24 protein-coding genes are annotated in these 22184 nt (G+C 60.0%); 16 read left to right on the plus strand and 8 right to left on the minus strand.

The window, feature by feature from the left end; genetic code table 11:
- Positions 1–56: 56 nt before the first annotated feature.
- Positions 57–1952, minus strand: coding sequence for a bifunctional sugar phosphate isomerase/epimerase/4-hydroxyphenylpyruvate dioxygenase family protein (locus tag M6G53_RS02545; RefSeq protein WP_253328652.1), 1896 nt, complete (start codon positions 1950–1952; stop codon positions 57–59).
- 230 nt (positions 1953–2182) lie between these two features.
- Between M6G53_RS02545 and pcaH the strand changes: the two genes are divergently transcribed.
- The 3 genes from pcaH to M6G53_RS02560 are packed head-to-tail and all read left to right on the plus strand — an operon-like array spanning position 2183 to position 4531.
- Entirely contained in the window at positions 2183–2920 is a 738-nt protein-coding gene (gene pcaH / locus M6G53_RS02550; protein ID WP_253328654.1) for a protocatechuate 3,4-dioxygenase subunit beta, read from the plus strand.
- Positions 2920–3540, plus strand: a complete 621-nt coding sequence (gene pcaG / locus M6G53_RS02555; RefSeq protein ID WP_253328655.1) for a protocatechuate 3,4-dioxygenase subunit alpha — start codon at positions 2920–2922, stop codon at positions 3538–3540. Before pcaH ends, pcaG begins: the two co-directional genes overlap by 1 nt.
- A gap of 58 nt (positions 3541–3598) precedes the next feature.
- On the plus strand, positions 3599–4531 hold the full coding sequence (locus M6G53_RS02560; protein WP_253328657.1) for a LysR substrate-binding domain-containing protein: 933 nt from the start codon (positions 3599–3601) through the stop codon (positions 4529–4531).
- Between the two features lie 9 nt (positions 4532–4540).
- Here M6G53_RS02560 and pcaDC read toward each other — a convergent pair whose 3' ends face one another.
- From pcaDC to M6G53_RS02590, 5 genes are read right to left on the minus strand one after another with little or no spacing between them, the layout of a single operon-like run.
- On the minus strand, positions 4541–5695 hold the full coding sequence (gene pcaDC, locus M6G53_RS25650; RefSeq protein ID WP_436286511.1) for a bifunctional 3-oxoadipate enol-lactonase/4-carboxymuconolactone decarboxylase PcaDC: 1155 nt from the start codon (positions 5693–5695) through the stop codon (positions 4541–4543).
- The gene (locus M6G53_RS02575) at positions 5692–7035 is read right to left on the minus strand and encodes a 3-carboxy-cis,cis-muconate cycloisomerase (protein ID WP_253328659.1); all 1344 of its coding nucleotides are present in this window, start codon (positions 7033–7035) and stop codon (positions 5692–5694) included. The genes pcaDC and M6G53_RS02575 overlap by 4 nt, the downstream gene beginning before the upstream one ends.
- Positions 7036–7037: 2 nt before the next feature.
- Positions 7038–8240, minus strand: a complete 1203-nt coding sequence (gene pcaF / locus M6G53_RS02580) for a 3-oxoadipyl-CoA thiolase (RefSeq protein WP_253328661.1) — start codon at positions 8238–8240, stop codon at positions 7038–7040.
- Between the two features lie 10 nt (positions 8241–8250).
- Positions 8251–8904 carry a 3-oxoacid CoA-transferase subunit B gene (locus tag M6G53_RS02585; protein ID WP_253328669.1) on the minus strand — a complete coding sequence of 218 codons (654 nt, stop codon included), beginning with the start codon at positions 8902–8904 and terminating at the stop codon, positions 8251–8253.
- 10 nt (positions 8905–8914) lie between these two features.
- The gene (locus tag M6G53_RS02590) at positions 8915–9604 is read right to left on the minus strand and encodes a 3-oxoacid CoA-transferase subunit A (RefSeq protein ID WP_253328671.1); all 690 of its coding nucleotides are present in this window, start codon (positions 9602–9604) and stop codon (positions 8915–8917) included.
- Between the two features lie 187 nt (positions 9605–9791).
- Between M6G53_RS02590 and M6G53_RS02595 the strand changes: the two genes are divergently transcribed.
- Complete coding sequence (locus M6G53_RS02595; protein ID WP_253328673.1) at positions 9792–10598, plus strand: IclR family transcriptional regulator domain-containing protein; 807 nt, start codon at positions 9792–9794, stop codon at positions 10596–10598.
- 136 nt (positions 10599–10734) lie between these two features.
- Positions 10735–11367 (plus strand): ECs1377 family protein, encoded by a 633-nt coding sequence (locus M6G53_RS02600; RefSeq protein WP_253328675.1) that lies wholly within the window; start codon positions 10735–10737, stop codon positions 11365–11367.
- 55 nt (positions 11368–11422) lie between these two features.
- On the opposite strand, the gene M6G53_RS02605 is transcribed toward M6G53_RS02600, so the two are convergent.
- Positions 11423–11857 (minus strand): DoxX family protein, encoded by a 435-nt coding sequence (locus M6G53_RS02605; protein WP_253328677.1) that lies wholly within the window; start codon positions 11855–11857, stop codon positions 11423–11425.
- 205 nt (positions 11858–12062) lie between these two features.
- Here M6G53_RS02605 and M6G53_RS02610 point away from each other — a divergent pair, with 205 nt between their 5' ends.
- From M6G53_RS02610 to M6G53_RS02620, 3 genes are all read left to right on the plus strand, one after another.
- Positions 12063–12263 carry a hypothetical protein gene (locus M6G53_RS02610; protein ID WP_019453451.1) on the plus strand — a complete coding sequence of 67 codons (201 nt, stop codon included), beginning with the start codon at positions 12063–12065 and terminating at the stop codon, positions 12261–12263.
- Between the two features lie 77 nt (positions 12264–12340).
- A complete protein-coding gene (gene gspS / locus M6G53_RS02615) occupies positions 12341–12739 on the plus strand; it encodes a type II secretion system pilot lipoprotein GspS (protein ID WP_253328679.1) in 399 nt (132 codons plus the stop codon).
- Positions 12740–12853: 114 nt separating this feature from the next.
- Positions 12854–14287 carry an EmmdR/YeeO family multidrug/toxin efflux MATE transporter gene (locus M6G53_RS02620; RefSeq protein WP_253328681.1) on the plus strand — a complete coding sequence of 478 codons (1434 nt, stop codon included), beginning with the start codon at positions 12854–12856 and terminating at the stop codon, positions 14285–14287.
- Positions 14288–14343: 56 nt separating this feature from the next.
- Here the strand turns inward: M6G53_RS02620 and M6G53_RS02625 are convergent, their stop codons facing one another.
- Positions 14344–14607, minus strand: a complete 264-nt coding sequence (locus M6G53_RS02625; protein ID WP_060420478.1) for a FaeA/PapI family transcriptional regulator — start codon at positions 14605–14607, stop codon at positions 14344–14346.
- 775 nt (positions 14608–15382) lie between these two features.
- Between M6G53_RS02625 and M6G53_RS02630 the strand changes: the two genes are divergently transcribed.
- The 8 genes from M6G53_RS02630 (at position 15383) to M6G53_RS02665 (ending at position 22146) form a co-directional block, all read left to right on the plus strand.
- Positions 15383–15907: a fimbrial protein gene (locus M6G53_RS02630; protein ID WP_253328683.1), complete on the plus strand. Its 525-nt coding sequence runs from the start codon at positions 15383–15385 to the stop codon at positions 15905–15907.
- Positions 15908–16036: 129 nt separating this feature from the next.
- On the plus strand, positions 16037–16540 hold the full coding sequence (locus M6G53_RS02635; protein ID WP_253328934.1) for a fimbrial protein: 504 nt from the start codon (positions 16037–16039) through the stop codon (positions 16538–16540).
- Between the two features lie 56 nt (positions 16541–16596).
- Entirely contained in the window at positions 16597–19137 is a 2541-nt protein-coding gene (locus tag M6G53_RS02640) for an outer membrane usher protein (RefSeq protein WP_253328685.1), read from the plus strand.
- Between the two features lie 33 nt (positions 19138–19170).
- The gene (locus M6G53_RS02645; protein WP_253328687.1) at positions 19171–19929 is read left to right on the plus strand and encodes a fimbria/pilus periplasmic chaperone; all 759 of its coding nucleotides are present in this window, start codon (positions 19171–19173) and stop codon (positions 19927–19929) included.
- Positions 19930–19959: 30 nt separating this feature from the next.
- On the plus strand, positions 19960–20568 hold the full coding sequence (locus tag M6G53_RS02650; protein ID WP_253328689.1) for a fimbrial protein: 609 nt from the start codon (positions 19960–19962) through the stop codon (positions 20566–20568).
- A 9-nt stretch (positions 20569–20577) separates the two neighbouring features.
- The gene (locus M6G53_RS02655; RefSeq protein WP_060420495.1) at positions 20578–21069 is read left to right on the plus strand and encodes a fimbrial protein; all 492 of its coding nucleotides are present in this window, start codon (positions 20578–20580) and stop codon (positions 21067–21069) included.
- Between the two features lie 16 nt (positions 21070–21085).
- Positions 21086–21577 (plus strand): fimbrial protein, encoded by a 492-nt coding sequence (locus M6G53_RS02660; RefSeq protein ID WP_253328691.1) that lies wholly within the window; start codon positions 21086–21088, stop codon positions 21575–21577.
- A 14-nt stretch (positions 21578–21591) separates the two neighbouring features.
- Positions 21592–22146: a fimbrial protein gene (locus tag M6G53_RS02665; RefSeq protein WP_436286512.1), complete on the plus strand. Its 555-nt coding sequence runs from the start codon at positions 21592–21594 to the stop codon at positions 22144–22146.
- Positions 22147–22184 lie beyond the last annotated feature (38 nt).

Here is a 22184-nt window from a genome sequence, read left to right on the forward strand (position 1 = left end):
TCATTAACCTTTTCAGTCATATGACACAATAAGCGGGCCACAATGGCCCGCAGAGGCTAACGCATGGCGGTCAGTCGCACCGGCGCATTGGCGGCGCCGAAGCCGCGGTAGCCGCCCCGACGTTCCAGTAGCTCGAAGAAGAAGCGTCCTTTCTCATAGGCGACGGTATAGACGTGGAGTAACTCTCCACCTTGATCGTCGCGATCGTAGAGCACATTGAACGCTTGCAGCTGCGAAAGGAAAACGGGATCAAGATCGAAACGCGCTCTGAGATCTTGATAGTAGTTATCGGGGATGCGCAGCGTTTTTAATCCGCGCTGCTGCGCCGCTTTCACTACGCTGAACAAATCCGCGCAGCCAAAGGCGACATGCTGTAATCCCGCGCCCTGATAGGTGGTTAATGCATGGGCGATTTGGGTTTCCTTGCTCACCGACATATTCAGCGGCAGCCGGATGGCGTCGTTGGGGCTGCGCAACACGCGGCTGCGGACCAAACCCAGCGGATCGGGCAATTCCCATTCGTTGTCCTGCACAAAACCCGGCACGCTGCGCAGAAACATGATCCAGTTGCCGCAAGAGTCGTCCGACAGCGCTATCGCCAGGTGATCGATGCTCTGTAGCCCGGGTTGTGGCGCGCTGCGATGGGTCAGATGAAAGTCGTTATGATAAATATCGTGCCTGGGGTCTTCGTCCGCTTCCACCAGATAGATTAGGCTGCCGTCCGGCGCGCACAGGGCGGGAATCTGCCGCTCGTTGGGGCCGGTGTCTCCTTGCCAGAGGGCATAACCATAGTCTTGCGCCCGCCGCAGTAAACGTTCTACGCCGCGAACCCGCCATGCAACGGCGCAAAGGGAAATGCCGTGCAAATGATAATAGCCGCTGGCCTGACTTTCCGGCTGGGCATTCAGAATGACGTTCACTTTGCCGCTGCGATAGAGGGTGACGCTTTTGGTGCGGTGTTCTCCGGCGTGAACCAAGCCCAGCTGGGTCAGCCATTGGCCCATCGCCAGCCCGTCGTTGTGTGAGACGGCAAATTCGATAAACTCCAGCGCCAGCAAGGGGGGATGCGCCTCTGAATGAAATAATGAACGTTCTATGAGCGAAGCCATCGCGTTGGGCAGCAGAGGCTGTTTGGCCAGCCAGTCATAGGTTTGTTCCTCCAGCCACAACAACGACCGGAAACCGTCCTGTGCCGTGGGCAGCACCGGCGAGGCGCGGAAACCATCGTTAAATATCTCCAACGACCAGGCGCCGCGGTAGCCATGAGCGGAAAGCTGAGTCATAAACTGGGCCAGATTCAGTTCTCCTTGTCCGGGGAAACAGCGAAAATGGCGGCTCCAGGCGAGCACGTCCATCTTCAAGAGCGGCGCATCCGCCAGTTGGACAAACACAATTTTTTCGGGTGGCACTTCATCGAGGCCGTCAAGGTTATCGCCGCGCGACAAGATGTGAAAACTATCGAGAATGAGCCCCAACGCCGGATGGTCTACGGCCTTAACCCGCGCCCAGGCGTCCCGCCACATATTCACGTGACGTCCCCATGCCAGTGATTCATAACCGACAGTAATATCATACTCGGCGGCCAATTCCGCCAACGCGCGCAGATCGCTCACTTGAGTGGCCATGTCGTCGCTGCTGTCGGGTGAGACATTGCTGCAGAGCAACATGCGCGTGCAGCCCAATTGCTGCATGACTTCAAATTTGCGAGCCGCCCGGGAAAGGTTCTGCGCCAGCTTTTCGCGCGGGCCTCCTTCGAAGTCCCGAAACGGCTGAAACAGTAAAATTTCCAGACCCAGCTCGGCGCACAGATCACGAATTTGCGCCGGTGAACCAGGGTAATAGACCAGATCGTTATCGAAGATTTCGACGCCATCAAAGCCTGCGGCGGCAATGGCCCGCAGTTTTTCCGGCAGCGAGCCCGATACCGAGACCGTAGCGATAGAACGTTTCATTATTGCCTCCAGTTAAGCGGTCATGGGTTGACCTTAAAGCGACCATTCAGTGGTGAGGCGAACCACCGACGGGAATTGAAACCTGTTATGGACCAAATGAAATGTTTCGTCAATTCGCAACATTACATGATTTTTAGTTATATAAAGCGATCAATTTTATCACTTTACTTTTACATATTGCGCTTCCTACACTCTGTCGTCATGTACCCGAAAAAAATAAGGATACCAGGATGAAAAGTGAGTGGACGGCTCGTGAACTGGTGCATCGCGATTACAGCCATCATCCGCCGGCGCTGGCGCCGCTGTACAAAACCAGCGTGCTGCGATCGCCGCGCAATGCGTTAATCTCATTGCAAAACTCGCTGTCTGAACTGACTGCTCCCGTCTTCACGCCAGGGGATGTCAGCCCGATTGATAACGATCTGATCCTGAACTACGCCAAAGACGGCTTACCGATCGGCGAGCGGATCATCGTGCATGGATTTGTGAGAGATGCCTTCGGCGCGCCGGTGCGCAACGCGCTGGTCGAGGTCTGGCAGGCCAATGCGGGAGGGCGCTATCGTCACAAGAAAGATCAGTATCTGGCGCCCATCGATCCCAACTTTGGCGGCTGCGGCAGAATGTTGACGGACGAGAAAGGGTATTATTGCTTCCGTACGATCAAGCCGGGCCCGTATCCCTGGCGCAATCAGGTCAGCGACTGGCGTCCGGCGCATATTCACTTCTCGCTCTCCGGCGAGGCGTTTGCGCAGCGGTTGATCACGCAGATGTATTTCGAAGGCGATCCGTTGCTCGTTCGCTGCCCCATCTTGCAGTCGGTAGGCAGTAATGATGCGATGCGCACGCTGATTGCCGAGCTGGATATGCACGCCGCCGTGCCGTTGGACAGCCTGGCTTACCGCTTCGATCTGGTGCTGCGGGGCCATCGGGCCACGTGGTTTGAAAACCGTACACAGGGAGCGGAGTGATGAAAACATATTTGCCTGAAACGGCCTCGCAAACCGCCGGGCCTTATGTGCACATCGGTTTGGCGCCGCATGCCGCCGGCTTTGATATTTTCGAGCGTAATTTCACCCATGTGTTGACGCAACCGGAGACGCGCGGCGAACGCATCGTGGTGGAGGGGCATGTCTATGACGGCTCCGGCACGCCGGTTCGGGATGCGTTGGTTGAAGTCTGGCAGGCCAACGCCGCCGGTCGATACCAGCATCCCGCCGACGGCCAACGAGATAAACCCGACGATCCCGCTTTTCGCGGCTGGGGGCGAACCTGTTCGGATTTCACCAGTGGCCTGTGGCAATTTGAGACGATTAAACCGGGGCGAGTGATGGGGCGCGACGGTCGCCTGATGGCGCCTCATCTCAATTTATGGATCGTGGCCCGCGGTATCAATATCGGGTTGAATACGCGCCTTTACTTTGCCGACGAGCAGGCGGCGAACGCCGAAGATCCGGTGTTGAATCTGATTGAGTGGGAAAAACGGCGCGGCACGTTATTGGCGCAAAGGCGTCAGCGTGGTGACCAGACGGTATACCATTTCGATATCTGGTTACAGGGCGAGAACGAGACCGTTTTTTTTGATATTTGACCTCCGTTCGCCCTGAGAATGGGCTTGCTGCGGCGGCGGCAAGTTAATACTATAAATCATGAACATGACCTCTCGGTTTAGCCAACGCATACGTCTGCGTCACCTGCACGCCTTTGTCGCTACCGCGCAGCAGGGGACGTTGGTGCGCGCCGCACAGCAATTGGGCCTCACGCAGCCCGCACTCTCCAAAACGCTCAACGAACTGGAAAACTTAGCCGGCGAGCGCCTGTTTTCGCGCAACCGGCAGGGGGCGGAACTGACCGCCGCCGGGGCGCGTTTCCTGCAGGATGCGGAGCGCGTTTTGGATGCGCTGAACGTGTTGGGGCGTACGGTCGCATCGGACAGCGAGACGCTGCCGGCACCGTTGCATATCGGCGCACTTCCTACCACGGTGGTGAGTCTGGTCGCGCCGGTCGTGGTGGGTTTGCAACAGCAATCCCCAGGCTGGCGCATGCAGGTCTCGACGCTGGCCAACGATGCGTTGATCATGGCGGTGAGGTCCGGGCAATTAACCTTAGGGATAGGGCGCATGTCAGATCCCTCTCGCCTGGAAGGGCTCAATTTCGAGCTGTTGTACCATGAAACGCTGCGGCTGGTGGTTTCTCCCCACCATCCGCTGCTGCATGCGGATGTCACGCTGGCGGAGGCCTTGAGTTGGCCATTGGTGATCTCACCACGGGGGACCGTACCACGCCAGAATGCGGAGGCGCTCATTGTCAGCCAGGGTCTGACCGTGCCCGAAGGATGCGTCGAGACCTTGTCGATCACCCTGGCGCGCTGCCTGACGCAGCAGTATGGCTATGTTTGGCTGGTGCCTTACGGCGCGGTGCGTGACGATCTGTTCAGCAATTACCTGCGTGCGCTGCCGTTGCCTACTCAGGGAATGGCAGAGCCGTTAGGCATCATTACCCGACAAGAGGCGTTCACGCCCCCTGAGCAGCAGCGCCTGGTCGCAGCGCTGCGTCAGAGAGTACTGGATGTGCCGGTATAAACGACTGTTTTATTCGACCGGTGGCTGCCCGGCATCGTGTTCGGCAAAGACGGATTGCGCCAGATGAAAGGCGGCGTTCGAGGCGGGTAAGCCGCAGTAAAGCGCTGCATGCATCAGGACTTCTTTGAGCTCTTCGCGCGTAACACCGTTGTTGAAGGCGGCACGTATATGCATTTTCAGTTCAGCTTCGCGATTTAAGGCGATCAACATCGCGATGGTGAGCAAGCTGCGGGTATGGCGCGACAGGCCCTGACGCGTCCACATTTCTCCCCAGGCGTAGCGAGTGATGAAATGTTGAAACTCCTCGTTGAATGGCGTCAGCGCCGCGAGGGTATTATCGACATGCTCATCGCCCAATACGGCTCTGCGCATCGTCATGCCTTGCTGATAGCGCTGCCGCTGCGTGAGCTGTTCCTCCAAAAAGGCCCGGAAAGTGCGATTAAATGCCCGCCAGGCCTCGACGCTGGAAAGGTGGGAGGCGGGCAAGATGACGAATTGAGCGCCGGGAATGCCCGCCACTAACGCTTTTGCATCATCGACAGTGGTTACCGCGTCGTCATGTCCGGCGATAATCAGCGTCGGAACGAGAATACCTTCCAGCTCGGCGCGCAAATCGGCGTTTGCCAGCGCTTCGCAGCAAGCAGCATAACTGTCGGGATCGCACGCGGTGAGCTGTTTCAACAATGTTTGCACCCTGGCGTGGGCGGATTGGCAAAATGCCGGCGTGAACCAGCGTGATGCTGCGCCATCGCTGACGGCGGACATCCCGGACTGGCGCACCTGCGCGGCGCGTTGTCGCCAATTCGCCGCCGTCCCGATTTTTGCTGCGCTATTGGCGAGGGTCAACGTCAGCAAGCGCTCGGGATGAAAACGCGCCAGCCATAATCCCGTTAACCCACCCATAGAGATACCGCAAAAATGGACGCGCTCAATCGCCAGCGCGTCCAGCAATGACAGAACCTGGCTGCCCAGTTGCGCCAACGAGCCGGGTTGTTCACCGGGCGGTGATGCGCCGTGGCCGGCAACGTCGTATCGCAAGATACGATAGTGAGAGATGAGTGCGTCGCGCTGCGGTTGCCACATTGCCAATGTCGTCCCCAGCGAATTGCTAAACAGAACGACCGGGGCGTTTTCGGGCCCTTCCAGGACATAATTCAACATCATTGCTCCTTCTCGGCCATTGCCAGAACTTGTTGAATGAAACGCTGTGCGCTGCCTGTGGCATTGGCCGGATCGAGTAACGTCTCCAGAGCTTCCCGGCTGAGTCGGGAAGAGACTTCCGCATCGGCGCACAGTAGGGTTAACAGGGATTGCTGCGTTTCCTGAGCCTGGCGACAACATTCCGCTATATGCCGGTGCGCCTGTTGGCGGCCGAGAAGAGGGGCTAAGGCCAGGGAAACTGATTCGGCCATGTTCAGCCCCTGGGTCAGCGCCAGATTGCGCCGCATAGCCGCTTCATGCACCTCCAGGCCGTTGATGAGGTCAAGGCTTTGCGCCAATGTCGCTCCACTCAGCACCAGGAGTTGCGGCAGACTTTGCCACTCGGCCTGCCAGCCTCCCAGCGCGCGTTCGTGCTCTTGCACCAGGCCGGCATATAACCCCGACATCAGGGCAGGCAAGCGGTTAGCCGCGCTGAGAATGGCGGCGCAAAGTACCGGATTACGCTTATGCGGCATGGTAGAGGAACCGCCGCGACCCGGGGCGGACGGCTCGCTGATTTCAGCGACCTCGGTTTGCATCAACAGGGACATGTCGCGCGCCAGCTTGCCAAGCGTTCCCGTGAGTCCGGCATACCAACTTGCCAGTTCCAGCAAGCGGTCGCGTTGGGTATGCCACGGCGTGGCGCTGCGCGGCAGCGCCAGCGCTTCCGCCAGCGCCTGCTCGACGCGCTCTCCCTGCTTACCGAGTGAGGCGAGCGTGCCGGCGGCACCGCCGAATTGCAGCGTGAGCACGCGTGGCCGCATCTCGGCCAGACGCACCCGAAAGCGCAGCAGGGCATCCAGCGTGCCGGCCAACTTCAGTCCCAGCGTTGTGGGTAACGCGTGTTGCAGCCAGGTGCGGCCGACCATTAACGTTGCGCAATGCCGCCGGCATTGCGCCGTCAGCGCCGCAATCAACTGATTGAGCAGCGTTTCGGTTTGGCTGAGCGCGCTGCGCAGTTGCAGCACCAGCCCGCTGTCCATCGCATCCTGACTGGTTGCCCCCCAGTGAACGAAACGCGCTGCCTCCGGCGAGCTTTGAGCCACCAGCGCCGTCAACTGTTTAACGAGCGGAATCGCTAAATTGCCCGCCAATCCGGCGGCCTGCGCCAGCGCGGCGGCGTCGAGTTTCTCCGCCCGGCAGTGGCTGCGTATGATTCGAGCCGACTCGGCATCGATCAGTCTGGCCGAGGCCAGAGCCTGCGCCAGGCCGGCTTCGAAATCGAGCATGCCCTGTAGCAGGGCCGTATCGCTGAAGCAGGGCGTCAAGGGTGACGTCATAAACATTGCGCTATAGAGTGACATTGTTATACCCGTTCCAGAATCAAGGCGACGCCTTGCCCAACACCTACGCACATGGTGCACAGGGCAAAGCGCCCGCCGGTGCGACGCAGCTGATAAGCGGCGGTCATGGCCAGCCTGCCGCCGGATGCACCCAAGGGGTGGCCCAGCGCGATGGCGCCGCCGTTAGGGTTGACCTGTTCCGCGTCATCCGGTAACCCCAGGGTGCGCGTCACGGCCAGCGCCTGGGCGGCAAAGGCTTCATTCAATTCGATGACGTCCATTTGCGCCAGGCTCAAACCGGTTTGCGCCAGTACCTTGCGGACCGCGGGTACCGGCCCGTAACCCATGATGCGCGGTTCTACGCCGCAGGCTGACATGGCGACCACCCGCGCCAGCGGGGCGAGTCCATACTGCACCGAGGCCTGCTCGCTGGCAATGAGCAGGGCGCTGGCGCCGTCGTTGATGCCCGATGCGTTGCCGGCGGTGACGCTCCCCTCGGCGTGTACGACGCCCTTCAGAGCAGCCAGCGCAGCCAAAGAGGTGCTGCGGGGATGTTCGTCGCGCATGATGCAAAGCGGTTCGCCTTTGCGCTGGGGAATGCTGACGGGGATCAGTTCCTCATCAAACAGGCCCAGCGCCTGAGCGCGGGCGGTGCGCTGTTGGCTGCGCAACGCGAAGGCGTCTTGATCGGCGCGGCTGATGGTGAAATCGCGAGCCACATTTTCGGCGGTTTCAGGCATGGTGTCGACACCGAACTGAGCGCGCATTTGCGGGTTGATAAAGCGCCATCCCATGGTCGTATCTTCCATTTTCAACGACCGACTGAAAGCGCTGTCCGCTTTGCCTGTGACAAACGGCGCGCGTGACATGCTTTCCACGCCGCCCGCGATGATAATCTCCGCTTCGCCGCATTTAATGGCGCGTGCCGCGGCTCCTACCGCGTCCAATCCCGAGCCGCACAGGCGATTGAGGGTGGTGCCCGGCACGGAGTGGGGCAACCCTGCTAACAGCAGCGCCATTCGCGCCACGTTGCGGTTGTCTTCGCCGGCCTGGTTGGCGCAACCCAAGATAACGTCATCAATGGCCTGCGGTTCCAACTGTGGCAGTCTGGCAAGCAGCGCCTTCAGGGGCAGGGCGGCCAAATCGTCGGCGCGCAGAGCGGATAAGGCGCCACCGTAACGGCCAAAGGGCGTACGAACAGCATCGCAGATAAAAGCCTGTTGCATGGCGATTTCCTCAAGCGGGGGTCAATTCGGATTGCAGTAAACGTATCGGGGTTAACGCTTGCAGCGCGTTAAAGGTGAGCCCCGGACACAGCTCCAGCACCAGCGGGCCGTCCCGCGTAATCTCAACGATCGCCATATCCGTATAAATACGGCTGACGCAACCTAGCCCGGTCAACGGATAGCTGCACCGTTCCACCAGCTTGCATTCGCCGGCCTTGGTCAGGTAATCCATCATCACATAGACTTTGCGCGCGCCGATGGCCAGATCCATGGCGCCGCCCACCGCTGGGATCGCGTCTTCGGCGCCGGTGCTCCAGTTGGCCAGATCGCCGCTGGCTGACACCTGATAAGCCCCCATCACGCAGATATCGAGATGGCCGCCGCGCATCATGGTAAAAGAGTCGGCATGATGGAAATAACAGCCGCCGGGCAGCAGTGTCACCAGCTCTTTACCGGCGTTGATGAGTTCCGGGTCCTCTTCGCCCGGTGCGGGCGACGGCCCCATGCCGAGCAGGCCGTTTTCGCTGTGCAGGATCACTTCCTTGTCGGCGGGCAGGTAGTTGGCGATCCGCGTGGGCAGCCCGATCCCGAGGTTGACATAGGATCCTTCCGGAATATCGTGCGCTACCCGTTGGGCTAGCTGGTCACGGGTTAATTTTTGCATGTAGAACTCCTCAGGCTGAGATGGAAATGCTCGCGGGGTGTGCCACCGCCACCAGGCGCTGTACGAAGATGCCCGGTGTTATCACGTTTTCCGGATCCAGCGTGCCCAACGGAACCAATTCAGCGACCTGCGCTATCGTTGTGGCGGCGGCCATCGCCATTACCGGACCAAAATTACGTGCGGCTTTGCGGTAAACCAGATTGCCCCAGCGGTCGCCCCGATGGGCCTTTATCAAGGCGAAATCAGCCTTCAAGGGCGTTTCAAACACGTAATGGCGTCCGTCGATTTCACGCGTTTCTTTGCCCTGCGCCAGCGGCGTGCCAAAGGCCGTTGGGGTGAAAATGCCGCCTAATCCGCTGCCGGCGGCCTGCATGCGGGCGGCAAGGTTGCCCTGCGGCACCAGTTCCAGTTCGATCGCGCCGCGGCGATAAAGATCGTCGAAGACCCACGAATCGACCTGGCGCGGGAAGGAACAAATCATCTTTCGCACGCAGCCGGCCTTGAGCAGCGCCGCGAGGCCGCTGTCGCCGTTGCCGGCGTTATTGCTGATTACCGTTAGCTCGCGGGCACCGCGTTCAATCAAGGCACCGATCAGTTCCAGCGGCTGTCCCGCAGGGCCAAAGCCGCCAATCATGATGCTCGCGCCGTCCGGGATGACAGACACGGCGTCTTCCAGGGTGGACACACTTTTATCGATCATCGTTTGTTCCTTTCATTCAGCGCCCGCGGGGGACTGCTTATCGTTAATGGGAAAGTAGATCGTCCTTCTCAGGCAAACAATACCGATTATCGAAAAAGTGTGCGATTATCGGCTATTGTTCGAGGGGTATGCACAGGGTGTGATCGTCGGCACACCGATATTTCAGGCAAACAGTGAGGTAGCGAGAATGGAAAAAGAACAGGAAATTACGCGCAGCAGCACCGATCCCTGGAAGGGGGATCCCGACTTTATGGCCTCTTTGGCGCGTGGATTGGAAGTCTTGCAGGCTTTTACGCCGCAACGGCGGTTGATGTCGGTATCGCAGATTAGCCAGCGTACCGGCATTCCGCGCGCGGCGGTGCGCCGCTGTCTTTATACGCTGAGTAAGCTGGGCTTTGTGTTCGCGGAAGACGGTAAGAACTATGAGCTGCGCCCGCGCGTTTTATCGCTGGGTCATAACTGGCTGGCGGCTTCTCCATTGGCCAACGCCGCGCAGCCGGTGTTGAGACAACTCAGCCAAACGCTCAATGAATCCTGTTCCATGGCCATATTGGACGGTGATGATATTCTTTATATTGCCCGCGCATCGACTTCGCGGATCATGACCATCGATTTGCACGTCGGCAGCCGTTTACCTGCCAGCACGACGTCGATGGGGCGGGTGTTGCTAAGCGGGCTCGCCAATGAGCCATTAAATGACTATTTGGCGCGGTTGACGCAACTGCGCTACACCAGTCATACCCTGGTGAGCGTCAGTGCGCTGCGAGAAGAGCTTGCACGCGTACGTCAGCAAGGATACGCCATTAACGATCAGGAGCTGGAGATTGGCTTGCGTTCACTGGCGGTGCCGCTCACCACGCCGGACGGCCGCATCGCCGCAGCGTTGAACGTCGGTGTGCACGCCGGCCAGGTTTCCGCCGAGAGGTTGTATCAGCACCACTTGCCGTTGTTGCGCATGGCCGCTGCCGAGATATCGTTGCTGTTACACGACTAAGTGACGGTGGATGCCGTCTGATTGGGGTAATGGCCGGTTTTTTATCGCTTCAGGAGAGTAGTGCAGTGTTGTACTGTTGCCCGTGGGTAAGGTAATTTGCTGATGGCAATGATGACTGACGTGGGGGCCAACGGACATGAACGAAAAAATCGACTATCACATCGAGAAATACCATTTCGCGCCGTTGGATGAGGCCCCCAGGCTCGCGCACCAGTGGCGCGAGGTGCTGAACGAGTGCCGCGAGACGCAGGCCGGGGCGGAAGAACGCCTGCGCATTGCGCTGCTCAACGTGGATTACGTGACCAGTTTTGAATTGCCTTTCCGTTTATTGCTGGTGCGGGCACCGCAGCTGATCGCCGACCTACGCGACGAACTGCAGCTCAGCCAAAAAAATGTGGTGTTCAACGGCAAACGTTTCGGCTGCGTCTACAGCTTGAAAAGCGATTTGAGCGGCGTGCCGGAGGCCTTTCAGTACAGCCTGTCGACCCGCATTCACCGCCGGGCGCCGTCGGGCGCGGACGCGCTGCCATACCGGGAAATCGCCAAAACGCTGAAGGCGCCGCGTGAGCGTCTCAGGCTGGCGCTGGAGCAAGGGCTGCCGGTCACGGCGCTGGATGGATTGTTCTGGTTCGGCATCCAGCGCATCGCCGCAGAAGTGCGCAGGCTAAGAAAAGCCGGCATGGCGATCGTGACGGCGGAAACCGAGATCTTCGACACCCTGACCGGCACGACGCGCAAGGTTCCGGTATACCACCTGGCCGAGCGTTAATTGTCGTTTCAGCAGAGAGGAGGTTCACATAGGAACTTCCTTATCATGGTGCCGCTTAGCGATAGGCTTCATTGCGCGCGATCGCGTATCTGCCGCTGCCCAGCAGCAGGATGGCGAGCCCGCCCATAAAGAACACCAGTTCATTTTCAATGCCCCAGGCGCCGACGTCGGTGACGCTGAATACCTTGCCGGTGCCCACCATCAAAAACGCCACCACCAGCGTAAAGGCGTAAACCAGCGCGGCAGGGCGGGTGAACAGCCCCAAAATGATCAGTATCGGCGCCAGGATCTCCCCCACATACACGCCGTAGGCGATGAAGGCGGGTAGCCCGTGATCCTGCAACGCTCCGGCGATCCAGCCGACGCCGTGCTGAATTTTCGCCACGCCGTGAAACAGCATCAGCCCGCCAAAGGTCAGTCTGAGCGCCAACTTGCCGACGTCCGGGCGATCAAAAAGGCGCGTGAATGCCGCATTCAGTGACTTAACCATGGCCTTTTCTCCTGAATAGGAATGATTTTCAATCAATATATCAGCAAGGCGAATGCGAAATATGTCCTGGATCAGTAAAACGGCGGGCTTTACGCCGAATCACCGGGCGAGGCTTGCACGGCAACCCAGGTTGTCCCTGTGGCCAAAATCGCGGTAAAATGCAGCAGTTGACCTTATCGTACGCTATCAGGCCGCCGTACTCGCTATGAAAATGCGCAAACCGCGCCGCCCACCCGGGCGGTGGATCTATTACATCCTGCATGAAGACATGCTGTGGCCCTGCCCGGTCAAATGGGAGTGGGAGAGCGGCTATAACGCCTGGCTGCCGTTTTACTATTCCCCCACGCTGGAGTTCGTTGCCGGCAACCCTGCCCGCGCCACCAAGGTCAGCAACGGCCGGCGTTAAGCGTGCTGCTCACCTTGCCGCCCGGCATCCGCTCACCTAAGATCATCTCATTACCCACAGTTTTTCCGGGAGCTCCCATGGCTACTCTGTTTCGCACTTCTCTTTGCGGCGCGGTGGCGTTACTGCTGCTTGCGGGTTGTCAGCAGACGGCGCATAAGCCGGTGCCGCCAGTGCAGGCGCAGTTGGATCATATCGCGTCGATGCTGGCCGGCGGGCACTTCCTGCGCGTGGACTGCGGGCGCAGCGATGTGCCGGACGATGTGAAACTGCAACGTACCGCGATGCGGGCGGCACAGCACCGCGGCTGGGATACGCAGGCGGCAGGGTATCGGCAGCTGCCGGCGCTCACCCAGGCGCGTTATCTGACTCTGCAACAGGATAATCAACTGCTGACGGACAAATGCGCCACGCTCAGCCGTAGCACCGCGCGCTTTATCGCGGCGGCGCAGGCCGATCAGGAAGACTACATGAAGTAACGCTGCGGCTCGCCTTCCGGGCGCTCGCCATGGGCGCCCAAAAATTCTTTGCAGGATAACGATTTATCGCTCATCATTTGAAATGATGTTTCACTTTCATCCATCGAGCCCACCTTGAATCTGTATGCCGCCTTGCGCCGGCGCGTGGAAAATACGCGCTGGTACGCCAAACGGAAAAGCTACCGCGTGTTGCTCTGGCGCGAAATCACGCCGCTGGCGGTGCCTATTTTTTTGGAGAATGCCTGCGTTCTGCTGATGGGGGTGCTCAGCACCTTTCTGGTGAGTTGGCTGGGCAAAGAGGCGATGGCCGGAGTGGGGCTGGCGGACAGCTTCAATATGGTGCTCATCGCCTTTTTCGCGGCGGTGGATCTTGGCACCACCGTGGTGGTGGCCTTCAGCCTCGGCAAGCGGGAGCGCCGGCGGGCGCGCGCGGCGGCGCGCCAGTCGCTGGTGCTGATGACCGGCGTGGCGCTGCTGTTGGCGCTGGGCATCCATCTGGCGGGCGAACCGATCATCGATGTGATCGCCGGGGCGGCCTCGCCGGAGGTGAAGGCGCTGGCGCTTTCTTACCTGCAGACCACGGTGTGGAGCTACCCGGCGGCGGCGATTGCGCTGATTGGCAGCGGTGCGTTGCGCGGCGCGGGCAACACCAAAATCCCGCTGCTGATCAACGGCGGCATGAATATTCTTAATATCATCATCAGCAGCATCCTGATTTACGGCATGCCGGGCTGGCACGGGTTGGGTTTCGTCGGTGCCGGGCTGGGGCTGACGATTTCCCGCTATATCGGCGCCATTGCCATTCTCTATGTGCTGGCGATCGGTTTTAACCCGGCGCTGCACATCACGCTGAAAAGCTATTTCACGCCGCTGAAGATGAGCATCCTGTGGGAAGTGCTGGGGATCGGCATTCCCGCCAGCGTCGAATCGGTGCTGTTCAACGGCGGCAAGCTGTTGACGCAGATGTTCGTCGCCGGCATGGGCACCAACGTGATCGCCGGTAACTTCATCGCCTTCTCTATCGCTTCGCTGATCAACTTACCGGGCAACGCGCTGGGATCGGCCTCGACCATCATCGTCGGCCGGCGGCTCGGCAAAGGCGAGATAGGCCAGGCGGAAAGGCAGCTGCACCATATTTTCTGGCTGTCGACCCTCGGGCTGACCGTCATCGCCTGGGGCACGGCGCCGCTGGCCGGCGTCTTTGCCGCGTTTTATACCTCGCAGGATGATGTGAAAACGGTGGTGAAAACCCTGATTTGGCTCAACGCCGCCTTTATGCCGATCTGGGCCGCTTCCTGGGTGTTGCCCGCCGGGCTGAAAGGCGCGCGCGACGCCCGTTTCGCCATGTGGGTGACGATGCTTGGCATGTGGGGCTGCCGCGTGGTGGCCGGTTATGCGCTGGGCATTGAACTGGGCATGGGCGTGGTGGGCGTCTGGCTGGGGATGTTCCTCGATTGGGCGGTGCGCGGCGCTTTGTTTTACTGGCGCATGGTCAGCGGGCGCTGGCTGTGGAAATATCCGCGGGTCAGGCGCACGGACGCCGGATAGTCTCGCCCGCGCGAAGCCTGCCGGTAGCCTGAGGGACTCCGGCAGAAAAAGCGCGTTCAGAGGGAAGGGTACCAGCGCAACGACTTATTGACCGGCCCCGGCGTGACCAACACTTTGCCCCGGCCGGCCAGATTCAACAGCAGGTTGCGCGCCTGATAGATGGTGATGTCGTTAGACTCGGCCAGCTGGCGAGTGGTGGGCCACTCGCCGGGGGGCGGAGGGGCCGCGCCGTTGGCCACAGGGCAGAGACGGTGCAGCGTGGTTAATAAATGCTGCTGCAGGTTTTGTAATTCTTGTTGTTTTGGCGTGCGTTTTATCATGTCAGCCTCCCTTAAGCTTCAGCCGAGTTTTGATATAACGGTAAGCGTCTCTCGGAAAATAATGCCCTGTTCCGGCAATATCCATCTTGAACCGGTCGCGAACGCCTGACTGAACCCGATATTTCCGCTGCGATAAACCCGCGGCGTTCACGTATCGGGAGCGGTAACGGGGTGGCCAAATGCTCAGCCTGCTGTATGTAATGGCTGTAATTCATCTCTTTTCTCCATGGTTTACTGCCCGGCGCCGGTTTTTACCAGACCGAATTGATAAGCCTCCCTTTCCTTTTCCGAATCATTATAACGCAAATAGAAAAAAGGAGATCAATAATGTCGTGTGATATATATTTTACGAGATAATTGACTGACGTTGTTAATTTTACGATCTGTTGTCTCGCAAAAATATATTTGCTCTGGGGTTTTTGGGCTTATATTTCGTATTTATTGCTTTTGCCGGAAATGACTTTTCAAGTTGCCGCGGTTTTTGTAACAATATTTGGGCCAAGACAAGCGAATGAGTTAAATCTTAGTGTAATTTCCATGATGGGTAGTAAATTTTCACGGAAATTTACAGATTTGATTTTTTTCTTTCTCGCCAGCGTGATTTTCGCTGAGTACCTAAAATGGGTGATGATGAAATAAAATCCACGATTTAATTGTCGTGAGGGTTTGCTTTGGCTGCGGGTAATACCGTTTTAATTCTGGATTGTATAAATAACTGTTAAAGGAACGGGAGCGATCCTGCGCTTTTTACATAAATTAAAGGAATAAGTGAATTATGAAACTGAACAAAATCATGCTGGCAGCGGCTCTGGCGTTTGGCGTTTCTTCTCTGGCGCATGCCGCCGACCAGGGGCATGGCAAAGTGACGTTTACCGGTTCCATTATTGATGCGCCTTGCTCCATTTCTCCTGAGACCGTGGATCAGACTGTGGATATGGGGCAGGTTTCCAACGTTGCGTTGAAAAATGGCGGTAAATCAGCGCCACGCCAGTTCGATATCAAGCTGGAACAGTGTGACAACTCGACGCTGAAGACCGTCACGACCACCTTCGAAGGCAAAGCCTCTGCCGCCAACAAGGATCTGCTGGGCATCGTCGGCACCGCCAGCGGCGCCAGCATCGCCATCACCGACACCGCCAGCAACCCGATCAAACTGGGCACCGCCACGGCTCCGCATAACCTGGGCGCCGGCACCAACACGCTGCGCTTTGCGGCTTACCTGCAGGGCGACGGCGCTTCCGCCAGCGTGGTTCCGGGTGATTTCACCGCCGTGGCCGACTTCAAGCTGGCTTACCAGTAAGCCTGCGCCATTGGCGTGATTTTTTGCATGCGGGGGGCTCCCCGCATGCATTTTCCCAAGATGGAAGGGCCGTTGTCAGGAGGTTCAGTGCGCCGATTTATTCACCCTTTAGTGTCTCCTTGCATATTGATGGCCACGCTGATGAGTCCGGCCGTACCAGCGGTGCCCGGCTCTCAAGGATGGGGGCGCGTAAATATGCAAGGAGCCATTATTGATACCGCTTGCGCGATCGCCGCCGGCAGCCGCGAACAGACTATCGATATGGCCGTGATGCCGACGGGAAATATGATGCGTGATGGTTTGGGCAATACACATGCCTTCACCATTGAATTAATCAACTGCACGCTTGAACGCCCGAAACCGAATTTACCGGACTGGCGGCAGTTTCAGGTGGTTTTCGACGGTGATGCCGAGGGCGATTTATTCGGCGTACACGGCGAAGCGAAAGGCATTGCGCTGCAAATATCCGATGAGCTGGGAAATATTGCCGCGCCCGGCCGGCCGTTGCCGCTTGGCGATATAACGCCAGGCAGTATGTCGCTTAATTATTCCATAAAGCTGGTTGCCAATAATCAACCGATACGCGCAGGGGATTATTTTTCTGCCGTGCGTTTTAAGCTGGATTATTACTGAGCGCTGCGATTGCGGCGAGCCGCAACGCCAGAATTATACGATATAAGGTTAGGGATATGATGTTGTCGCCTGCTGGGAAGCTATTTCGTTTTCAGGTGCTGGGGTTATGTATCACGCTGGCGCTGGGAAGTTCATCAACGTGGGTATATGCCGAAGACGGTATTCAGTTTAATGCCGACATTTTGGACGTGAACGATCGCAAAAATATCGACCTAAGCCAATTTTCCCGCAGTGGATACATCATGCCAGGAAGTTACGGCATGGTGGTTCATCTCAATAAAAGCGAGTTACCCGAGCAGAAAATCCCTTTTTATCCGCCGGACAACGAACCTGACGGCAGCCGCGCCTGCGTCGGCAAAGCGCTGGTTGATCAGTTGGGGCTGAAATCGGCGGCGATGCAAACGCTCACCTGGTGGCATCAGGGGGAGTGCCTGGATGAGTCCAGCCTGAAAGGCATGGTGTCGCGCGGCGATCTGGCGACGGGCGCGCTGTATTTAAGCGTGCCGCAGGCCTACCTGGAATACAGCTCGGAGGACTGGGATCCGCCGTCGCGTTGGGATGAGGGCATTCCGGGCCTGCTGTTCGATTACAACGTCAACGCCCAGAGCCGGCAGCAGCAGCAGGGCGGCACGCGCGGGTACAGCGTCAGCGGCAACGGCACCGCCGGCGCCAACCTCGGCGCCTGGCGCCTGCGCGCCGATTGGCAGGGGCAGGTGAACCATCAGACCGGCAGCGGGCAATCGACCGACAAACGGTTGGACTGGAGCCGCTACTACGCCTATCGGGCCGTTTCCGCGCTGCGCTCACGCCTGACGTTGGGCGAGGATTATCTGGATTCGGGCATTTTCGACAGCTTCCGCTTCTCCGGCGTGAGCCTGGTGTCGGACGACAATATGCTGCCCCCAAACCTGCGCGGCTATGCGCCTGAGGTGGTCGGGGTCGCCAAGACCAACGCCAAGGTGACGATCAGCCAGCAGGGGCGGGTGATCTATGAAACTCAGGTGGCTGCGGGGCCGTTTCGCATTCAGGACATCAACGACGCCATCAGCGGCGAGCTGGACGTGCGGGTGGAGGAGCAGGATGGCAGCGTGCAGGCGTTCAAGGTCAACACCGCCAGTATTCCGTACCTGACGCGCCCCGGCTCGTGGCGCTTCAAGCTGGCCGCCGGCAAACCTTCGGACTGGCAGCACCATTCGCGCGGGCCGCTGTTCGGCACCGGCGAGTTCTCCTGGGGCGTCAGCAACGGGTGGTCGCTGTATGGCGGGGCGCTGCTGGGCGGCGACTATAACGCGCTGTCGCTGGGGATAGGCCGCGATCTGATGATGTTCGGCGCGCTGTCGTTCGACGCCACCCAGTCGCGGGCGCGGTTGCCGCAGCGGGATGAGACGCTGAGCGGCGGCTCTTATCGCGTGAGTTATTCGAAAACCTTCGACGAGCTGGACAGCCAGGTCACCTTCGCAGGCTATCGCTTCTCGGAGGAGGACTTCATGAGCATGGGCGAATACCTCGATGCGCGCTATTACGGCAGCCGGGTCGGCAACAACAAGGAGATGTACACCATCACCTTCAACAAGCAGTTCCGCGACTGGGGGCTGAGCAGCTATCTCAACTACAGCCACCAGACCTATTGGGATCGTCCGTCCAACGATCGTTACAACCTGACGCTGTCGCGCTATTTCGATCTCGGCGAGATAAAAAACCTGAATCTGTCGCTGTCGGCCTACCGCAACCGCTACAACGAAACCAACGACGACGGCGTGTACCTGTCGCTGTCGATGCCGTGGGGCAACGGCGCCACGCTCAGCTACAACAGCACGGTGAACCGCAACGATAACACGAACCGGGTGGGGTACTACCAGCGAGTCGATGAGCACAACAACTATCAGCTGAGTGCCGGCAGCTCGCGCCGCGGCGCCAACCTGAGCGGCTACTACAACCACGAGGGCGATGCGGCGCGCCTGAGCGCCAACGCCAGCTATCAGGAAGGACGCTACAGCGCCGTGGGGCTGTCCGCGCAGGGCGGCATGACGCTGACGCCGGAAGGCGGCGCGTTGCACCGCGTCGGCATGATTGGCGGCACGCGCCTGCTGCTGGACACCAACGGCGTGGCCGGGGTGCCGGTGCGCGGCTACGGCAGCACCGTCAGCACCAACCGCTTCGGCAAGGCGGTGGTGGCGGACGTCAACAGCTACTACCGCAACAAGGCCAGCATCGATCTGGACAAGCTGGGCGACAACGCCGAAGCCACCCGCTCGGTGGTGCAGGCCACCCTGACCGAAGGCGCGATCGGCTACCGTCAGTTTGACGTCATCGCCGGCGAGAAGGCAATGGCGATCGTCAAACTGGCGGACGGCAGCACGCCGCCGTTCGGCGCCACGGTGCTGAACGCCCGTAAACAAGAAACCGGCATCGTCAACGACGGCGGCAGCGTCTACCTGAGCGGCATCAACGCCGGCGAGATCATGACGCTTCACTGGAGCGGCGCGGCGCAGTGTCAGGTGCAGCTGCCTGCCACGCTGCCGGCCGACATGCTCACCCGTACGCTGCTGCTGCCTTGCCGGCCGATCGCCGCGGCGCCGGCGGAGCCGGTTGAATAAATTCATCATCCTGAATTTGGAGTTATCGACAACATGCAAACTTTTTCTCTGAAAACCGCGGCGGCGCTCGTGCTGCTGGGCGCCACGGTGTCGCAGCACGCGCAGGCGGCGATCGCGCTCGACCGCACCCGGGTGATCTTCGACGGCGGCCAGAACTCGGTCAGCCTCAATCTCAGCAACCAGAACAAACAGCTGCCGTACCTGGCGCAGGGCTGGCTGGAGGACGAGCAGGGCAACAAGATCCAGAGCCCGCTGGTGGTGTTGCCGCCGGTGCAGCGCATCGAGCCGGGCAAACCGAGCCAGATCAAGATCCAGGCGCTGCCGGCGGCCAAACAGCTGCCGCAGGACCGCGAGACGCTGTACTACTTCAACCTGCGCGAGATACCGCCGAAGAGCAACAAGCCCAATACGCTGCAGATCGCGCTGCAGACGCGCATCAAGCTGTTCTACCGCCCGGCGGCGATCGTGCCGAGCCGTACCGACATGGCGACGCCGTGGCAGGAGCAGCTGACGCTGACGAGGCAAGGAGAGCGTTACCAGGTCAATAACCCGACGCCGTACTACATCACCATCGTCGATGCGGGCAGCAAAAAGGGTGGCGAGGGCGTGAAGGGGTTTGAGCCCTTCATGATCGCGCCGAAAAGCCAGGCGCGCCTGACCGTCGGCGCAGCGGCGCTGGGCGGCAGCCCGGTGCTGACCTACATCAACGATTACGGCGGCCGGCCGCAGCTGAGCTTCAGCTGCAGCGGCACGAGCTGCAAGGTGGTGCCGGAGAAGCGGACGGCTTCATAACCCGCGCTGTGAGCCATTCAGGGGTAAAGGATGAAACGAGAACGGAAAAAAACCGGCGCAGGCGCGTTGCTGCTGGCACTCAGTCTGGGCGTGATAGCGATGCCGCCAGCGCAGGCCGACGAGGTGGACAACTGGCAGGTAGAGGGCGCCAATGGCGTGCTGCAGGTGTACGGCGCGCTGACGGAGAGCGCCTGCCGGCTGGAGATGACCAGCGCGCGGCAGGACATCTGGCTGGGTGAAACCGGCACCGCACGGTTGCGGCAGGTCGGCGATCGCGGGCAGCCGGTGGCGTTCGAGCTGCGCTTGCAGGATTGTCTGCGCACCCCGGGCGGCCAGCGTGATGCGCGCACCGGCGCGTTGACCTGGGCGCCGAATCAGCCGGCGGTGACGGTCAGCTTCGGCTCGACGGCGGACAGCGACAACCCGCAGCTGGTGAAAGCGCAGGGTACCTCCGGGCTGGGGCTGCGCCTGCTGGACGGCCGCGGCCGCGACGTTCGTCTGGGCAGCCGCGGGCAACCGCTGCTGTTGACGCCGGGGCAAGATGCATTGAGCTACAGCGTGACGCCGGAGCGAACCGCGGCGCCGCTGATGGCCGGCGCGTATCGGGCGACGGTGGATTTTAGGCTGAGTTATGACTGAGGCGAGGCGATGGCACAGAAGATAACGCGTTGCCGGGCAGCGTTCTGGCTGGCGGGGATGCTGGCGCTGGGCCAACTGCCGGCGCAGGCAACGACGGTGAACGTGCGGGTCACCGTGCTTTCGCCCCCCTGCATCATCAACGGCGGGCGCCCGATTGAGGTGGACTTTGGCGATGAGGTGATGACCACCCGCATCGACGGCGCCAATTATCGGCGGGCGGTGAATTACACGCTGACGTGCAGCGGGCAGAGCAGCAACGGGCTTAAGCTGCAGGTGCAGGGGGCGGCGAGCGGTTTCGACGGCCAGCTGCTGCGTACCAGCAAGGACGGACTTGGCATTGCGCTGCTGAACGGCGGCCGCCGCTGGCCGGTCAATCAATGGCTGAGCTTTACCTATCCGGCCGCGCCGACGCTTGAGGCGGTGCCGGTGAAATCGGCTTCCGCCAGGCTGACGGCGGGCGAGTTCACCGCCGGCGCAACCATGAAGGTGGATTACCAGTAACGCGGGAGCAAAGAGCATGAAACAACGTTTTACGGCGAGCGTGCTGCTGTGCGCCGCGATGGCGTGCCCTTTCGCCTGGGCGGAAAAAACGGTCGACATGCAGTTTCGCGGCACGCTGATCGCGCCGCCGCCCTGCACCCTTAACGACGACGGGATCATCGACGTGGACTTCGGCGATCGCGTCGGCATCAACAAGGTTGATGGCGTGAACTACCGACAAACCATCGGCTACCGCATTCGCTGCGAACCGGGGATCGGCAAATGGGACATGTTGCTGAGCCTGACCGGCACCGCCGCGACGTTCGACGAAGCGGCGGTGCAAACCAATCGGCGCTCTCTGGGGATCCGCATTTACCAGAACGCCCAACCGTTCAAAGTGGGCAGCGCACTGCCCGTCGATCCCGCCAAACCGCCGGTGCTGGAAGCGGTGCCGGTCGGCAAACAGGGCGAAGCTTTGACGGAAGGCGCATTCGAGGCCGCGGCGACGCTGCGGGCCGACTACCAATGAACAAGGAGGCGCGCGTGAAGACAATACAAGCCCGCCGCCGGCCAGGCGGCCACGGAGCCATCGGCCTGCTGTTGCTGACGCTGGGCGTGAACGGCGCGGCGCACGCGGTGGACAACCTGCGCATGCACGGAGCGCTGGTGGCGGAGCCTTGCGTCATCCAGCCGGGCGACGAGGACGTCGAGCTGGATTTCGGCACGCTGGTCGACAAATACCTGTACCTGAACCAGCGCACGCAGGGGCAACCGTTCGAGCTGCGGCTGACGGAGTGCGATCTCAGCCTGGGCAAGACGGTCTCGATCACCTTCAAAGGCACGGAGAATGCGCAGCTGCCGGGGCTTCTGGCGCTGGCGGCGAGCAGCCAGGCGCGCGGGATCGCCATCGGCATGGAGACGCCGCAGGGGCAGCCGTTACCGCTCAACAGCGCCGGCGGCAAGTACCCGTTGCAGAACGGCAGCAAGGTTATCGGCGTACAGGCTTATGTGCGCGGCGAACCGGAAGCGATCGCGAAGCGAGCCATCGGTCGCGGCGCTTTCAGCGCCATTGCGACTTTCAGTCTGGATTACCAATGAGCGCCGGGCTCCGGCACCACAGAATAAGGATATGACGC

It is taken from the genome of Serratia nevei (genome assembly GCF_024160145.1).
Lineage (GTDB): Bacteria > Pseudomonadota > Gammaproteobacteria > Enterobacterales > Enterobacteriaceae > Serratia > Serratia nevei_A.

Excerpts from the sequence above, each read along its gene's own strand:
- M6G53_RS02660 (WP_253328691.1), top strand. The coding sequence starts at position 21,086 with ATGAAACAACGTTTTACGGCGAGCGTGCTGCTGTGCGCCGCGATGGCG.
- M6G53_RS02630 (WP_253328683.1), top strand. The coding sequence starts at position 15,383 with ATGAAACTGAACAAAATCATGCTGGCAGCGGCTCTGGCGTTTGGCGTT.
- pcaH (WP_253328654.1), top strand. The coding sequence starts at position 2,183 with ATGAAAAGTGAGTGGACGGCTCGTGAACTGGTGCATCGCGATTACAGC.
- M6G53_RS02650 (WP_253328689.1), top strand. The coding sequence starts at position 19,960 with ATGAAACGAGAACGGAAAAAAACCGGCGCAGGCGCGTTGCTGCTGGCA.
- M6G53_RS02545 (WP_253328652.1), bottom strand. The coding sequence starts at position 1,952 with ATGAAACGTTCTATCGCTACGGTCTCGGTATCGGGCTCGCTGCCGGAA.
- M6G53_RS02625 (WP_060420478.1), bottom strand. The coding sequence starts at position 14,607 with ATGATAAAACGCACGCCAAAACAACAAGAATTACAAAACCTGCAGCAG.
- M6G53_RS02590 (WP_253328671.1), bottom strand. The coding sequence starts at position 9,604 with ATGATCGATAAAAGTGTGTCCACCCTGGAAGACGCCGTGTCTGTCATC.
- M6G53_RS02595 (WP_253328673.1), top strand. The coding sequence starts at position 9,792 with ATGGAAAAAGAACAGGAAATTACGCGCAGCAGCACCGATCCCTGGAAG.
- gspS (WP_253328679.1), top strand. The coding sequence starts at position 12,341 with ATGGCTACTCTGTTTCGCACTTCTCTTTGCGGCGCGGTGGCGTTACTG.
- M6G53_RS02640 (WP_253328685.1), top strand. The coding sequence starts at position 16,597 with ATGATGTTGTCGCCTGCTGGGAAGCTATTTCGTTTTCAGGTGCTGGGG.
- M6G53_RS02560 (WP_253328657.1), top strand. The coding sequence starts at position 3,599 with ATGAACATGACCTCTCGGTTTAGCCAACGCATACGTCTGCGTCACCTG.
- M6G53_RS02585 (WP_253328669.1), bottom strand. The coding sequence starts at position 8,904 with ATGCAAAAATTAACCCGTGACCAGCTAGCCCAACGGGTAGCGCACGAT.
- M6G53_RS02645 (WP_253328687.1), top strand. The coding sequence starts at position 19,171 with ATGCAAACTTTTTCTCTGAAAACCGCGGCGGCGCTCGTGCTGCTGGGC.
- pcaG (WP_253328655.1), top strand. The coding sequence starts at position 2,920 with ATGAAAACATATTTGCCTGAAACGGCCTCGCAAACCGCCGGGCCTTAT.
- M6G53_RS02655 (WP_060420495.1), top strand. The coding sequence starts at position 20,578 with ATGGCACAGAAGATAACGCGTTGCCGGGCAGCGTTCTGGCTGGCGGGG.
- pcaF (WP_253328661.1), bottom strand. The coding sequence starts at position 8,240 with ATGCAACAGGCTTTTATCTGCGATGCTGTTCGTACGCCCTTTGGCCGT.
- M6G53_RS02575 (WP_253328659.1), bottom strand. The coding sequence starts at position 7,035 with ATGTCACTCTATAGCGCAATGTTTATGACGTCACCCTTGACGCCCTGC.
- M6G53_RS02605 (WP_253328677.1), bottom strand. The coding sequence starts at position 11,857 with ATGGTTAAGTCACTGAATGCGGCATTCACGCGCCTTTTTGATCGCCCG.
- pcaDC (WP_436286511.1), bottom strand. The coding sequence starts at position 5,695 with ATGATGTTGAATTATGTCCTGGAAGGGCCCGAAAACGCCCCGGTCGTT.
- M6G53_RS02600 (WP_253328675.1), top strand. The coding sequence starts at position 10,735 with ATGAACGAAAAAATCGACTATCACATCGAGAAATACCATTTCGCGCCG.
- M6G53_RS02635 (WP_253328934.1), top strand. The coding sequence starts at position 16,037 with ATGGCCACGCTGATGAGTCCGGCCGTACCAGCGGTGCCCGGCTCTCAA.
- M6G53_RS02610 (WP_019453451.1), top strand. The coding sequence starts at position 12,063 with ATGAAAATGCGCAAACCGCGCCGCCCACCCGGGCGGTGGATCTATTAC.